This is a genomic window from Colwellia demingiae, assembly GCF_007954275.1.
Lineage (GTDB): Bacteria > Pseudomonadota > Gammaproteobacteria > Enterobacterales > Alteromonadaceae > Colwellia > Colwellia demingiae.
In genome coordinates this window covers 79477-94879 of sequence record NZ_VOLT01000003.1, presented here as the reverse complement: position 1 = coordinate 94879, position 15403 = coordinate 79477, and the positions used below count along the sequence as shown (strand labels likewise).

General features: G+C 37.5%; 17 protein-coding genes. All 17 read left to right on the top strand.

Features of this window, described 5'->3' with window-relative positions:
• The first annotated feature begins 11 nt into the window (after nucleotides 1-11).
• Complete coding sequence (flhF, locus tag ESZ36_RS06030; RefSeq protein ID WP_146785027.1) at nucleotides 12-1550, top strand: flagellar biosynthesis GTPase FlhF; 1539 nt, start codon at nucleotides 12-14, stop codon at nucleotides 1548-1550.
• A 46-nt stretch (nucleotides 1551-1596) separates the two neighbouring features.
• A complete protein-coding gene (locus ESZ36_RS06025) occupies nucleotides 1597-2439 on the top strand; it encodes a MinD/ParA family ATP-binding protein (RefSeq protein ID WP_146785024.1) in 843 nt (280 codons plus the stop codon).
• Nucleotides 2440-2482: 43 nt separating this feature from the next.
• Nucleotides 2483-3202: an RNA polymerase sigma factor FliA gene (locus ESZ36_RS06020; RefSeq protein ID WP_146785022.1), complete on the top strand. Its 720-nt coding sequence runs from the start codon at nucleotides 2483-2485 to the stop codon at nucleotides 3200-3202.
• A 107-nt stretch (nucleotides 3203-3309) separates the two neighbouring features.
• A complete protein-coding gene (gene cheY, locus ESZ36_RS06015; RefSeq protein WP_011042356.1) occupies nucleotides 3310-3693 on the top strand; it encodes a chemotaxis response regulator CheY in 384 nt (127 codons plus the stop codon).
• A 74-nt stretch (nucleotides 3694-3767) separates the two neighbouring features.
• Nucleotides 3768-4511, top strand: a complete 744-nt coding sequence (locus ESZ36_RS06010) for a protein phosphatase CheZ (protein ID WP_146785019.1) — start codon at nucleotides 3768-3770, stop codon at nucleotides 4509-4511.
• A gap of 13 nt (nucleotides 4512-4524) precedes the next feature.
• A complete protein-coding gene (locus ESZ36_RS06005; RefSeq protein WP_146785016.1) occupies nucleotides 4525-6663 on the top strand; it encodes a chemotaxis protein CheA in 2139 nt (712 codons plus the stop codon).
• 83 nt (nucleotides 6664-6746) lie between these two features.
• Nucleotides 6747-7886: a protein-glutamate methylesterase/protein-glutamine glutaminase gene (locus ESZ36_RS06000; RefSeq protein ID WP_146785013.1), complete on the top strand. Its 1140-nt coding sequence runs from the start codon at nucleotides 6747-6749 to the stop codon at nucleotides 7884-7886.
• A complete protein-coding gene (locus ESZ36_RS05995) occupies nucleotides 7879-8625 on the top strand; it encodes a flagellar motor protein (protein WP_146785011.1) in 747 nt (248 codons plus the stop codon). The genes ESZ36_RS06000 and ESZ36_RS05995 overlap by 8 nt, the downstream gene beginning before the upstream one ends.
• Nucleotides 8622-9611 carry a flagellar motor protein MotB gene (locus ESZ36_RS05990; protein WP_146785008.1) on the top strand — a complete coding sequence of 330 codons (990 nt, stop codon included), beginning with the start codon at nucleotides 8622-8624 and terminating at the stop codon, nucleotides 9609-9611. Before ESZ36_RS05995 ends, ESZ36_RS05990 begins: the two co-directional genes overlap by 4 nt.
• A gap of 90 nt (nucleotides 9612-9701) precedes the next feature.
• Nucleotides 9702-10490, top strand: coding sequence for a ParA family protein (locus ESZ36_RS05985; RefSeq protein ID WP_146785005.1), 789 nt, complete (start codon nucleotides 9702-9704; stop codon nucleotides 10488-10490).
• Nucleotides 10491-11240: a chemotaxis protein CheW gene (locus ESZ36_RS05980; RefSeq protein WP_246129004.1), complete on the top strand. Its 750-nt coding sequence runs from the start codon at nucleotides 10491-10493 to the stop codon at nucleotides 11238-11240.
• Nucleotides 11241-11300: 60 nt separating this feature from the next.
• A complete protein-coding gene (locus tag ESZ36_RS05975; protein WP_146785002.1) occupies nucleotides 11301-11795 on the top strand; it encodes a chemotaxis protein CheW in 495 nt (164 codons plus the stop codon).
• A 156-nt stretch (nucleotides 11796-11951) separates the two neighbouring features.
• On the top strand, nucleotides 11952-12422 hold the full coding sequence (locus ESZ36_RS05970) for a DUF2802 domain-containing protein (RefSeq protein WP_146784999.1): 471 nt from the start codon (nucleotides 11952-11954) through the stop codon (nucleotides 12420-12422).
• A 138-nt stretch (nucleotides 12423-12560) separates the two neighbouring features.
• Nucleotides 12561-13361, top strand: coding sequence for an MlaA family lipoprotein (locus tag ESZ36_RS05965; protein WP_146784997.1), 801 nt, complete (start codon nucleotides 12561-12563; stop codon nucleotides 13359-13361).
• An 84-nt stretch (nucleotides 13362-13445) separates the two neighbouring features.
• Nucleotides 13446-13910 carry a 6,7-dimethyl-8-ribityllumazine synthase gene (gene ribH, locus ESZ36_RS05960; RefSeq protein WP_146784994.1) on the top strand — a complete coding sequence of 155 codons (465 nt, stop codon included), beginning with the start codon at nucleotides 13446-13448 and terminating at the stop codon, nucleotides 13908-13910.
• Nucleotides 13911-13955: 45 nt separating this feature from the next.
• Entirely contained in the window at nucleotides 13956-14372 is a 417-nt protein-coding gene (gene nusB / locus ESZ36_RS05955) for a transcription antitermination factor NusB (protein ID WP_146784991.1), read from the top strand.
• A gap of 38 nt (nucleotides 14373-14410) precedes the next feature.
• Nucleotides 14411-15373: a thiamine-phosphate kinase gene (gene thiL, locus ESZ36_RS05950; RefSeq protein ID WP_146784988.1), complete on the top strand. Its 963-nt coding sequence runs from the start codon at nucleotides 14411-14413 to the stop codon at nucleotides 15371-15373.
• The last annotated feature ends 30 nt before the right edge of the window (nucleotides 15374-15403 follow it).

Sequence of the window (15403 nt, the reverse complement as noted above, 5' to 3'; positions counted from 1 at the left end):
AGAGGTTGGATATGAAAATTAGACGTTTTGTTGCCAAAGATATGCGCACAGCATTAGCGCAGATAAAAGAAGAACTTGGCGTTGATGCGGTTATCATGTCCAATAAAAAAATCCCTGAAGGTGTTGAGTTAATGGCTGCCGTTGATTACAACCAAGCGGTACCTCCTGCGCAATTTTCAGAGAAAAAACCTCTTGAAACCCAAGGTCAGGAAAATTCACGAAATGCTAGAGAGATAAGTAATGACGTGGTTAAACTTGGTCAACAAACATCGGTAAACACTAATACTTCATCAACTCTCAATGAAAACTCAGTTGAGCAAGCACCTGCTGATAGCTTATCAGCCTTACTTAATCGTCAAGTGCAACAACCTGCTCCTCAACAATCAGCTTCACAGCAAGAATCTACTAACTTCACAGATACTAGTATTGAGCAGCAATTAAAGAGTTTTACCGACCGTCTAAGTCACTCAACTTCTGATACTATGCCAAGTGAACTTCAGCAACATTCAGCTGAAGCTGAGCTATATAATAGTGACCATATCACTGCCAATATATCCAACAATATGTCATCTTCAAGCCCTCTAGCGATAGGTATGAATGATGAAGCACAAGTATCTTCACAAGACTTTGCTAAAATGCAGCAAGAAATGGCTTCAATTCGTTCATTGTTAGAGCATCAAGTATCAGGTTTAATGTGGCAAGATATGGCGCAGAAAGATCCTCAGCGTGCAGTCTTAGTAAACCGATTACTTGCCTTAGGATTAAATGAACAAATAGCGGATCAAATTGCAGGATATGTTCCTGAACAATCACATGAGAAAGAAGCTTGGTTACAAGCAACACAACTCATCTCTCAACAAATTAATACTACACAGAATGATATAATCAATCGAGGTGGAGTGGTTGCTTTAGTTGGTCCTACTGGCGTAGGAAAAACCACTACTATAGCCAAGCTTGCAGCAGGCTTTTCTCAAGTACATGGCAGCGATCAAGTTGCACTTATTTCTACAGATACCTTCCGTATTGCAGGCTTTGAGCAATTAGCAACCTATGGAAAGATTATCGGTTGTCAAGTGAGTCTTGCTAAAGACAGCCAAGCGTTAGATATATTATTACAGCAGTATTCGAAGAAAAAATTAATCCTAATCGATACCGCTGGTATGGGACAACGGGATATGCGTTTAGCTGAACAATTGACCGCATTAGTATCAAATGCTCGAGTAAGGATTCGAAATTATTTGGTATTAGCGGCTAATACTCAGCAAGGTGTCATGCAAGAAAATGTAGATCGTTTTAAAAAAGTACCATTATCGGGTTGTATTTATACTAAACTTGACGAAAGTATCAGTATTGGTGAAATAATTACAACTTCGATTCAAAATGGTTTACCAATAGGTTATCTTACTGATGGACAAAGAGTTCCAGAAGATATTAAAGTTGCAAATGCTGAGAAGTTAGTTACCCTTGCAGACAAGATGGCGACTAAGTCAGTAAATAATAATGTCACTGTTTTACGGCCGATGCCTGTTGCACCCGCTGCAACGTTATAAGACTCTGACTAATAGCTAAATATATATAATTAGAAGTAATAATTAAATGATAGATCAAGCGAGTGGCTTAAGAAAGATGCACGGTTTACAGCAAGTTAAAGTGGTAGCAGTATCGGGCGGGAAAGGTGGTGTTGGTAAAACAAATACCTCGCTGAACACAGCTATTGCTCTAGGACAATTAGGCAAACGGGTTTTAGTTCTCGATGCCGATTTAGGTCTTGCCAATGTAGATGTAATGTTAGGGTTAAGGGTTAAGCGTAATTTATCTCATGTATTGTCAGGAGAGTGTGAACTTGATGATATTATCATCGAAGGCCCTGCTGGCATAAAGATTATTCCTGCAACTTCTGGTTCCCAATCAATGGTGGATTTAACGCCATCTGAGCATGCTGGTCTCATTCGAGCTTTCAGTGAAATGAAAACACAGTTTGATGTACTGATTGTTGATACGGCTGCTGGTATTTCTGATATGGTCTTGAGCTTCACTCGTGCTGCGCAGGATGTCATGTTAGTGGTCTGTGATGAACCAACTTCAATTACAGATTGTTATGCTCTGATGAAATTACTGAGCCGTGACCATGGTGTATTCAAATTTAAAGTAGTTGCCAATATGGTGCGTAGTCCAAAAGAAGGACAGCAACTTTTTGCAAAGTTAACTAAAGTAACTGATAGATTTCTTGATGTCGCAATTGAATTAGTCGCCGTAATCCCATACGATGAAAACATGAGAAAATCGGTTCGTAAACAGCAAGTTATAGTAGAAGCCTACCCGCAATCTCCAGCTTCGTTAGCTTATATAGAATTAGCAAAAAAAGTTAGCCAATGGCCAATACCTAAACAAGCTTCAGGACATTTAGAATTTTTTATTGAACAGTTACTGGCTAATTAACTGACTAACTAACTTAGCATTACTTCAGTGAGAGCAATATTACGTGGTAAAAGCGAATAGCTATAATAATCAAATTGATAAAGCAGCTCTTCTTGAACAACAAACTGTTTTAGTTAAGCGCATTGCTTATCATCTTTTAGCAAGATTGCCAGCAAGCGTTCAAGTCGATGACTTGATACAATCAGGAATGATTGGTTTATTTGAAGCGGCAAATAATTTTGATAACAGTAAAGGCGCAAGCTTTGAAACTTTTGCTGGTATTCGTATCCGTGGAGCTATGCTTGATGAAATACGTCGAGGTGATTGGACTCCACGGTCTGTTCATAAAAATAGCCGAATGATCAGTGAAGCGATAAAACAGCTTGAAGCACAATTAGGTCGAGATGTTTCTGATATTGAAGTTGCTGAAAAGCTAGAAATTTCACTCAAAGATTACCATCAGATATTAAGTGAAGTGAGTACAGGAAAAATACTTGGTATTGATGACCTTGGTGTTAATGAAGATGCCATTAAGTTAAGTGATGATTATATCGGAGATGATCCATATCAAAGTATTGAGCGAATAGCTTTTAAAAAAGGCTTAACTCAATGCATTAAGTCTTTACCGGAACGAGAAGCTCTAGTACTGTCTTTATATTATGATGAAGAATTAAATTTACGAGAGATCGGGCAAGTGCTCGATGTGAGTGAATCACGAGTAAGTCAAATTCATAGTCAAGCAATGCATCGTTTAAAAGCACGTATGCAATCTTGGCAAAGTTAACTAGATTGTGAATAAGTTAGTGATAGTTAGATGAAAATGCCTAATTAGGTAAAGAATGAACATGTTAGAAAAAATAATTAATTTTGAATGTTTCGCCGGAGAGTGTCTTGGATAAAAATATGAAAGTACTTGTAGTTGATGATTTTTCAACCATGAGACGTATAGTTAAAAATTTGTTACGTGATTTAGGTTTCACCAACATTCAAGAAGCTGATGATGGCAATACCGCGTTACCCATGCTTCAAGGTGGTGATTTTGATTTTGTTGTGACGGATTGGAACATGCCTGGTATGCAAGGGATAGATTTGCTTAAAGCGATTAGAGCAGACGCTAATCTATCACATATCCCCGTTCTACTTATTACTGCAGAAGCTAAAAAAGAGCAAATCATTATGGCTGCTCAAGCAGGTGTTAATGGCTATATTGTTAAACCATTTACAGCCGCAACATTAAAAACTAAGCTAGATAAAATTTTTGAGCGCTTAGCTTAATGTGAAGGCCTTAGCTAACAGTAAATTTGTTAGCTAAATTATGGTGTTGATAAATATTCTATTAAGGACTTTGCATGAGTATAGCTATGACAGGGCGGATTTCATTAGAGCAAGCAAGATCTTTGGTTGTTTTTTTAGAGTCTGACCAGCAAGATGCAGCGGATGCGATTATTGCTGAGATTCAAAATCCAATCAATTCCGAACTTTTTGCAGAAATTGGTAAATTAACTCGCCAGCTTCATGACTCTTTGACAAATTTTCAAGTGGATTCTAGATTGAATGATCTTGCTACCACAGATATCCCTGATGCCAAAGAACGGTTGAATTTTGTTATTACTAGAACAGAAGAAGCCGCAAATAAAACTATGGATGCAGTCGAGGCGATATTTCCAGTAGTTGATACCATTGCTGAACAAGTGGCGACAGTCAATCCTTCGTGGACTAAGTTGATGAATAACGATTTGGACTTGAAAGAGTTTAAATCGTTATGCATTGATATTGATACTTTATTAAAAAATACTGGTAAAGAAACTCAGCATATTCATAGTTTAATGACAGATGTATTAATGGCACAAGACTTTCAAGACTTAACTGGTCAAGTTATTCGAAAAGTTATTGAGTTAGTTAGAGAAGTTGAAGAGAGTTTGATCAATATGTTGACAGCTTTTGGTCTGTCTACAGAAAAGGCGCAAGGACAAACTAATCCTAAAGTAGGTGAAAACCTTGTTGAAGGACCAATTGTAAATGCAGCGAACAGAGATGATGTAGTAGAAGATCAAGATGATGTTGATGATCTTTTATCAAGTTTAGGATTTTAAGGGGAATTACTGCATGTCTTTTGAAGCAGATGAAGAAATTTTACAGGACTTTTTAGTTGAAGCGGGTGAAATCTTAGAATCGCTTTCAGAGGAACTAGTTGAACTTGAAAACGATGTAGATAATGCTGAATTACTGAATTCAATTTTCCGCGGTTTTCATACCGTTAAAGGTGGCGCGGGCTTTTTAAGCCTTGGGGATTTAGTCGATGTCTGTCATGGGGCAGAAAATATATTCGACTTATTACGTACCGGAAAACGCTCGGTTAATGCAGAGCTTATGGATACCATTTTATCAGCACTAGATACTGTCAATGACATGTTTGTGATGGTACAAAATAAGGAACCTCTTGTTCCTGCAGATGCCAATCTACTCGCTGAACTTGCTCGACTTAGTCACCCTGATGTAAGTACTCCAGCTGTTACTGAAGTAATAGAACAATCAATTCCCAAAAATGAAGAATCAAGCTCAAGTGATGAAATGAGTGAAGATGAGTTTGAAAAATTATTAGATGAACTACACGGTTCAGGTAGTGTTTCGTCAACTCCTATTCTTAATGAACCAGCGCCTTATTCACCACCTCCGCCGAGTGTTGATGGTGCTAGTGATGAGATTTCAGACGATGAATTTGAATCACTATTAGATGAATTACATGGGCAAGGTGCTTTTTCAGTCGACGCCGCAGCCTCGACCAACAGTGCTCTAAGTACTTCTAGTGATGATATTGATGACCTTGAATTTGAAAAGTTATTAGATGAATTACATGGTAAAGGTAATGCGCCTAAAGCGGTTGAAAATACGGTAACTAACAGCCCTGTTAGCATTCCAACTCCTCCTCCGGAAAAACAAGTAAAAGAAGCAGTACCTAAAAAAACTGCTCCAAAGAAACCTGCTCAGAATAAACCCCAAGAAAAACCAGCTAAAGTGGTTGCGAAAAAAGCAGCGGCTACACCAGCACCTCAAGGTGAAACAACGGTTCGTGTGGATACTAAACGACTTGATCAAATAATGAACATGGTCGGTGAGCTTGTTTTAGTAAGAAATAGATTAACAAGTTTAGGTCTGATTTCTGACGATGAAGACCTAAATAAAGCCGTTACTAATTTAGATGCTGTAACGACAGACTTGCAAGGCGCTGTAATGCAAACACGTATGCAGCCAATCAAAAAAGTTTTTGGTCGCTTCCCTCGTGTTGTACGTGATTTAGCGCGTAGTTTAAATAAAGAAATCTCATTAATTTTGGAAGGTGAAGAGACCGACTTAGATAAAAACTTAGTGGAAGCGCTTGCTGATCCTTTGGTGCATTTAGTCAGAAACTCGGTAGATCATGGTATTGAAGCTCCTGATACTCGTGAGGCAATGGGTAAACCTAGAGAGGGTACGGTACTTCTTTCAGCTTCACAAGAAGGTGATCATATACTGTTAACCATTAAAGATGATGGTGCAGGAATGGATGCTGAAAAGTTGAAAAACATTGCTATTGACCGCGGTGTACTTGATGAAGAATCCGCTGCCAGAATGTCGAATAAAGAAGCCTATAGTCTTATTTTTGCACCAGGATTTTCTACTAAAACTGAAATTTCAGAAGTATCAGGCCGTGGTGTTGGCATGGATGTTGTCAAAACCAAAATTACGCAGCTTAACGGTACTGTAAATATTGATTCAGAGCTGGGTGTTGGCACTATACTCGAAATCAAAGTACCATTAACCTTAGCGATACTACCTACATTGATGGTTGTTGTCGGTAAGCAAACGTTTGCTTTACCACTCGCTTCTGTCAATGAAATATTTCACCTAGATTTATCAAATACAAATAGTGTTGATGGCCAATTAACCATTATCGTTCGAGAGAAAGCGATTCCGCTGTTTTATTTAGACCAATGGTTAGTTCGCGACTTTGTTAAAAAGTCTCGCGATAAAGGTCACGTAGTTATAGTACAACTTGGTAATCAGCAAGTTGGGTTTGTAGTTGATAGCTTAATTGGTCAAGAAGAAGTTGTTATTAAACCACTTGATAGGTTATTGCATGGAACACCAGGGATGGCAGGTGCTACTATCACAAGTGATGGTGGTATTGCGCTTATTTTAGATATAGCTAACATGCTTAAGTTTTATGCGAAAAAATCACCGATTAATAAACGATTGCGAAATTAGTGAATCACAAGTAATTCACTTAAGTATATTGCAATAGTGTGAATATTTAGTGTAAACATAAATAGCATAAGCAGAGAGATTAAATGGCCTACAAGGTACTTGTTGTTGATGACTCTAGTTTTTTTAGACGCCGAGTCACTGACATCCTTAATAAAGATCCAAAATTAAACGTTATTGATGTGGCCGTGAACGGGCAAGAAGCAGTAGATAAAGCTTTATTGCTTAAACCAGATGTCATTACGATGGATATCGAAATGCCAATTCTTAATGGCATTGAGGCCGTAAGAAAAATTATGGCCCAATCTCCGACATCAATATTAATGTTTTCATCCCTAACCCATCAAGGAGCGAAAGCAACCCTAGAGGCGCTTGATGCCGGGGCATTGGATTTTTTGCCGAAAAAATTTAGTGAGATTGCTAAAAATAGTGATGAAGCTGGTAGCCTATTGCGCCAACGAGTTGTTGAAATAGCAAGAAAATCTGAATTTTCAAAACAACGCACCCGTATTCGCCCAACAGCAATAAACATTAGTCCAAAAACATCGAGATTAATTGCAGATCAACATAAGCCATTAACCTCAACTTCTTCTTTAGTCACTAAAGATAAAAAAGCTATGGCTGCTATCACTCGCAGCTCGGGTAAAGAATATAAATTACTGGCAATAGGTACATCAACAGGTGGCCCAGTAGCTCTACAAAAGATATTAGTTCAACTTGAAGAGAATTTCCCTTTACCAATCATTATCGTTCAGCATATGCCAGCAGCATTTACAGCAGCATTTGCTAGTCGATTGAATTCATTGTGTAAAATATCAATTAAAGAAGCTGCCGATGGCGATATTTTAAAAGCCGGTTGTGCTTACTTAGCACCTGGTGGGCGACAAATGCTTATCACAGGCAGTGAAAATTCCGCAAAAATTAAAATTTTAGATGATGACTCTCCCAAAATAACCTTTAAACCTAGTGTTGATATTAGTTTCGGCTCAGCTGCCAAAACATTTGCTGGCAAAGTTTTAGGAGTCATCTTAACTGGGATGGGCTCTGACGGTAAAGAAGGAGCAAGAATGTTAAAAGCTAAAGGGGCAACCATTTGGTCGCAAGACGAACAGTCCTGTGTAGTTTATGGTATGCCTCAGGCTATTGATAAAGCAGGAATATCTGAATTGTCACTCTCTTTGGATTCTATGGCAGCATCTATGGTAAAGGAAATTAGTCGTGGATAAGTTGAGTGTTGCGGGACTCACTATTGCTATTTTAGCTGTCTATATTGGTTTTAGCTTAGATGGTGGTCATTTATCCGCTTTATTTGAACTTCCTGCATTCATCATTGTATTTGGAGGTACCTTAGGTGCCGTCATGTTGCAATCTTCCATGGTGCAATTTACTCATGCAATATCACTGCTTAAGTGGGTTTTTTACCCTCCAAAATATGATATTGAGCAGGGGATTAGTGAAATAGTAATATGGGCGACTAAGGCAAGGGAGAAAGGTTATCTCGCACTAGAAGATACTGCACTGGAAATTGAGGACAGCTACACGCAAAAAGGTTTAAATCTGCTCGTTGATGGCATCGAACTTGAAAATTTTCGAGTTGCTTTAGAATTAGATTTAGATATTTATCGCGAACATAATTTACGTTCAGCCAATGTTTACGAAGCAATGGGAGGGTATAGCCCAACTATCGGTATCCTTGGTGCCGTGCTCGGTTTAATTCATGCAATGAGCAACTTAACTGAACCGGAATTATTAGGTCAGGGCATAGCTACCGCCTTTATTGCCACAATATATGGCGTAGGCTTTGCCAATTTATTTTATCTGCCTATAGCGAATAAAATTAGAGCTATAGTTCACGAGCAAACCATGTATCGTGAAATGATTTGTGAAGGACTAGTTTCTATTGCTCATGGAGAAAATCCTCACGCAATAGAAAATAAATTATCAGCCTTTAGGCTAGATCAATGAATCGTTTGCGTAAAAGAAGAGCCGCGGTAGAACATGATAATATTCATCGCTGGTTAGTCTCTTATGCCGATTATATGACATTGATGTTTGCCCTTTTTGTTGTGTTATATGCAATGGCAATGGTAAACGAAAAGCCTTTTGAAAGTATCACTGAATCTTTTGGTCGGGTGTTCCAAGCTTCGGAAGAGGAAACTAAAAACCGAGGTCATGGCGATGGTGTTTTAATGGTAAATACCAGTAAGACGAATATCAAATTATATGGCAATGGAATCTTAGATGTTGCTGGACCTGAATTGCTTGATAACGAAAAAAACTTGTCAAATATATCTGATGCAAGAGTCGGGAGTAATTTAAGCTCTTTAGAAAAAGAACTTCAGACGGCCTTGTATGAGCTTGTTGAATCCGGTTTTGCACAATTACAAATTGATGGTGACTGGTTAGAAATTGAATTAAATAGTGGATTACTATTCCCCAGTGGTTCATCATCGGCCACCCTTTCTGCTGAAGCGATTCTTACGGTAATTTATGACGTTATTGGTCAATCAAGTAACTTCATTCGAGTTAGGGGGTACACTGATAACCAAGCCATTAATAATGAGATATATTCTTCAAATTGGGAGTTGTCTGTTTTTCGAGCTACTGCAATTTTGAGAGTTTTAGAGACATTGGGATTAAATCCCGCTCGTATGGCTATTGAAGGGTATGGACAATATTATCCTAGTGCAGATAATTTAACGCCTGAGGGCAGGGCAAAAAACAGAAAAGTCGTTGTTGCTATTTCAAAGTATGGTTTAGAAAAGGCCAACTTACTCCAAACGCCAACAATAACGTTACCAGATATAGAAAAGGTAAAGATAAAGCAAGGTTCCAATGAAGTAGGTCTAGATGGCTCAAGTAATATCAAGGTTATTAGGTTAAAAAACGGTGGTATTCGTATCACGACTCGAAATGAAAATAGCGAAAGCATTGATAATAACCCTGAATAAAGTTTCCTACGATTACAAAAAATTATGATGTAGAGCAAAAAATCGCAAAAGGAATTGATCATATTTAATTAAAATAAGTGAGTAGTGCTCTTGGTAGTTTGGACAGTTGCAAATCAAAAAGGTGGTGTTGGTAAAACGACTACAACTATAGCGCTTGCTGGTATTCTAGCTGAACAAGGGCATAGAGTTTTATTAATTGATACTGATCCCCATGCATCATTAAGTTACTACTTTGGAATTGAGTCTGAAGACTTAGACCTTAGTGTTTATGAATTATTTACCCAAGTATCATCAAGAGAGCAAATTCTACAAACCTTATGTCCAACTCAGTATCCTAATATTGATATTTTACCGGCTACTATGGGCTTAGCTACTTTAGATCGTTCTTTAGGTAATAAAGGGGGGATGGGGTTAGTGTTAAAGAAAGTGGTACAAAAAGTAGCGGATAGTTATGATTATGTATTGATGGATTGCCCTCCAGTACTGGGTGTGTTGATGGTAAACGCCTTGGCTGCAGCCGATCGCATTATTATTCCGGTTCAAACTGAATTTTTAGCCCTAAAAGGTTTAGACCGTATGATTAAGACGCTGGAAATAATGCAAGGAGAGCAAGATGCTCCCTTTAAATATACAATAGTGCCAACCATGTTTGATAAAAGAACAAAAGCCTCCATAATGGCCTTTAAAAACTTACAGGAAGTTTATACTAATAAAATATGGCCTGGTGTGATTCCAATTGATACTAATTTTAGGAATGCGAGCTCTGAGCAAAAAGTACCGTCAGATTATGCTGCCAATTCTCGAGGTACATTAGCTTATAAAAGCTTGTTAAATTATTTGGTTAAGCAAAGCATGAAGTACAACGAGGTTGAACGCTAAATGAGTAAATCATTGATGGCAAGTAAAAAGGTAATGAAAAATTATTTGTCTGAATTACTGACGGAGCCAGAGGCTGTTGAGAAATTATCGCAACCAAGTATTGCTAAACAAGCAATCAGTAGACCATTAGCGCATAAAGAAAATCAGTCTTTAGAAAACTTATTAAAAACAGTAAATGAACCGCAAGAAAATACGGTCAAAAAAGGAGTAAATGTTAGTACTTTTTCAAAGACTGATGTATTACCTATTCCTACAGATATAAACAGTACTGAAACACATGAGTTACCAACGAAAAGTTATCGCAAAGGTGACTTTCAAGCGATGTTTTTCAAAGTGGCAGGTTTAACTATTGCAGTACCTTTAATAGAGTTAGGTGGGATCCATAAGGTTGATAAAACAACTAGTTTAATGGGGAAGCCTGATTGGTTTAAAGGAGTGATGCTTTATCGTGATGAAAAAATTAACGTTGTCGATACAGCATTATGGGTTATGCCAGAAAAATGTGATGAAGCATTAAGAGCTTCACTGAATTATCAATATATTATCATGCTAAATGATAGCTCTTGGGGACTGATGGCTGAGCATTTAGTTGATACAGTAGTGTTGTCTCAAGATGAAGTTAAATGGCTAGATTCTAGTGATAAACGTCCATGGTTGGCGGGTTTAGTCAAAGAAAAAATGTGTGCCTTACTTGATGTAAGTGCTTTGATTGAACTGCTTGATAAAGGCAGTGATATCTATCAAAAATAGTAAATGATCCCTATCTAGTTTATAGGCGAATTAAAGTAAGATATTTGAGAGGCGAGTAATATGTCAAATGAAAGACGAAGTGCAAGTGATAAAGTAGAAGCTAATGATGAGGTATTACAGTGGGTTACCTTTAAGTTAGAAAATGAAACGTACGGCATTAATGTAATGCAGGTACAAGAGGTTTTGCGTTATAGTGAAATAGCTCCAGTTCCTGGTGCTCCTCTTTATGTACTTGGTATCATTAATTTACGCGGCAATGTAGTCACCGTTATAGATACCCGATCTCGGTTTGGTCTTGAACCATGTGATATTACTGATAATACGCGTGTTGTAGTGATAGAATCAGAAAAACAAGTTATAGGTATTCTGGTTGATAGTGTAGCCGAAGTTGTTTATTTAAAGTCATCAGAAATTGATGTAGCACCAAATGTTGGTAATGAAGAAAGCGCTCAATTTATTCAAGGAGTGTCTAATCGTGATGGCGAGTTACTTATATTGGTAGACTTAGATAAATTAATTTCTGATGATGAGTGGGATGAGCTTAAACAGTTCTAATTATATCCTTACTTCAGGTCTATGATTATTTGACAAAAGAAAGTCTGTATTTACAGACTTTCTATTTTGTAGTTTTGTAGTTTTGTAGTTATGTAGTTATGTAGTTATGCATATATGCAATTTTTCCTTTAATTTTATTCAAGGCAAACGTTCTTAATGTCATTATTAGCCGTACCAATTATTGCAGTGCTAGCCTTATTTCTTGTGTTGCTCACTAGTCTGTTTTTATTTGTTTATTTAAATAAACTCAAAAGCAAAATTGAAATACTTAATGTACAAATGCAAAGTACTTGTTTACAGGTTGATGAATTACAAATATTAAATAGTAAGTTGCAGCATGAATTTGATGATATGACAGGCAAGAATGAAAAACTTGTTGCTGAAAATGAGCAAGTCTCAAAACAGTTAGAGCACCGAATTAAAAGCTTACAGCAGCAAGCTATCGAACAACAACAGCTACTAACACAATGGCAAGAAAGCCAAGGACAAGATAAATTTTATAATCGTGCTTTTAAATTAGCGGCAAAGGGAGCTGATATAGAAGAGATTATGAGTGAATGCGAACTACCACGAGCAGAAGTTGAAATGCTAATTTCAGTCTACTTGCAACGTGCTCGCTCCAAGTAATTAATTGTTCCCACCCAAAATCTATTGTAATAAATATTGTAAAACTGTACTCAAACGTTATTCACTCAACCGTGCATTATATGTTAAAGTGCCATCGTTTTTAATACTCCTCTATGTAACGGCAAGGACTTAAGCCCTGTGAGCTCAGCTATAACGCTATATTTTCGACTTCTTATATTAGTTATGATTCTCATACTTTCTGGGTGTTCAACGACACCAGAACAGCAATCTCAAGAAGAGGTGACTGAATCTGTTGATGTCAGCGACCCAAGAGATCCCTTTGAAATTATAAATAGGCCATTTTGGACGTTTACTTGGGATTACGTTGATAAATATATTGCTAAACCTGCCTCAGACGTTTACACCACTTATACGCCACCGTTTTTACGTACTGGTTTGTACAATATGGCACTCAACTTAAATGAACCTGCGAGCATTATTAATAATGTTCTCCAGTTAAAGTTTGTAGACGCCGCGAAAAGCACCGGTAGGTTTGTGTTGAACTCAACCATTGGTTTATTTGGCTTTTATGATCCTGCTAGTGATTTTGATTGGTCTGGTGAACAAGAAGAGTTTGGCGAAGTTCTCGGATCGTATGGCGTTGGCGATGGACCATATTTAGTTGTTCCTGGTTTGGGTCCAAGTTCTGTTCGTGAGGAAGTAGGTGATTATGTTGATCGTCTTTATTGGCCTTTAGCTGTAATTGACTTTTGGCCTAACATCGTCCGTCTAGGGATATTAGCATTAGAGAAAAGATCTGCAGTACGAGATCAAGAGCAATTAATTGTTGAGTCTGAGGACCCTTATGAGTTTATTAAAAATGCATACTTTCAAAACATGAATTTTAAACTCTATGATGGTAATCCACCGATCATAATTAATGAAGCTGAAGAAGCTGAAATAGATGCATTCCTCGATGAATTTGATGATATAGACTAATTTTAGAATAAACGAGTACCTATGCCGATAACTATTTGTTAGAATTGCGGCAATTTTTTATACACACCATATTGGAATTATTAAATGAATATTATTGAAGGTTCGTTTGAAGCAAAAGGCAAGAAGTTTGCTATTGTTGTATCGCGTTTTAATCACTTTATAGTTGATAGTTTATTAGACGGCGCCGTTGATGCTCTTAAACGTCACGGTAATGTTAATGACGAAGATATTACTATCGTTCGCGTACCAGGTGCTTATGAGTTACCTCTAGCAGCTAAAAAAATTGCTAAAAAAGGCGAGTCAGATGCAATTATTGCCATTGGCGCTGTTATTCGTGGAGGCACTCCGCACTTTGATTTTGTTGCTGGTGAATGTAACAAAGGTTTAGCGCAAGTTTGTTTAGAAGCTGAAATTCCAGTTTCATTTGGTGTGATCACTACAGACTCTATTGAACAAGCCATTGAACGTGCTGGTACTAAAGCAGGTAATAAGGGTGCTGAAGCTGCTCTTGGTGCATTAGAAATGGTCAATGTGTTAGCTCAAATTTAATTTTCTGAACTTTATTCCTAAACTTAAGAAAAGTGGAAATATATTGTGAAACCTTCTCCTAGAAGAAAAGCCCGTGAGTTAGCTGTACAAGCTGTATATTCATGGCAAGTTAGTAAGAACCCTGTAAATGATATTGAAGTTAACTTTATCGCAGACAACAGTAAACGTCGTTTTGATATTGAATACTTTCAATTATTATTACGTGGTGTAACCACCAATGTTGGTTCAATAGATGAGGCTATCATTCCTTATGTAGACCGTCCTCTAGATGATATTGACCAAGTGGAAAAGGCTATCTTACGCGTGGCAGTTTTTGAATTAAAAGACTGTACTGATGTACCTTATCGCGTAGTAATTAATGAAGCTATAGAGTTAGCTAAATCATTTGCAGCGGATGATAGTCATAAGTTTGTTAACGGTGTTTTAGATAAAACCGTTAAATTAATTCGCCCTCAAGAGTAATTTACTAGTATCACAATATTAGTAACTAAAGGCTTAGCATGAAAGAGTTCGAGTTAATAAAGCATTTCTTCACCAAACAAGCCGTTAAACGGAAAGATGTTGTGCTTGGTATTGGGGACGATTGTGCTGTGTTATCACCTATTGAGAGTCAAAATATAGTGGTAACAACAGATACATTAGTTGCTGGAGTCCACTTTCCATTTGATACTAGCCCAAGAGCTATAGGTCATAAAGCCGTTGCAGTTAATTTATCTGATATTGCTGCAATGGGCGCTAAGCCAAGTTGGTTATCTTTAGCAATAACGTTACCTAACATAGATGAAGCTTGGTTAATTGAGTTCTGTGAAGGTGTCTTTGAACTATGTGAGTTTTATAACGTAGAGCTCATCGGAGGGGATACTACGCAAGGCCCGTTAAGTATAACTATTACTGCCCAAGGTCTTACACCGGAAGGTAGTTATTTATCTCGTTCTGGAGCTAAATCGGGTGATTGGATTTATGTAACTGGCGAACTCGGTGATGCAGCGTTAGCCTTACAGCAAATAACGGGTAAAGTAGATATTGAACCACAGTTTATTGATATTATAAAAAATAAGCTTGATTACCCGAAACCGCGTGTATTAGCGGGACAAACACTTCGTGAATATGCTTCTTCTGCCATTGATCTTTCTGATGGATTAATTGCCGATTTGGGGCATCTATGTCAAGCATCTAATGTTGGCGCGAATATTGTTCTTGATGCTTTACCTCTTTCTACTATTATGCGTGATAGTTTACTTACGGATGATGCAATTACCTTGGCATTATCTGGTGGTGATGACTATGAGCTATTATTTACAGTGTCTGAGGATAACAAAGTGGGTATGGAAACTGCCATGTCTCATGCTGGTACACCTGTGACATGTATTGGTCAACTAAATGCATCTCAAACTATTTCGACCACATTGAATAATAAGCCTATTCCAATTAATACTGCAGGTTTCGAGCATTTTTCCGAATAGCTTCTTTGTAATATATTAATCATTAATCAT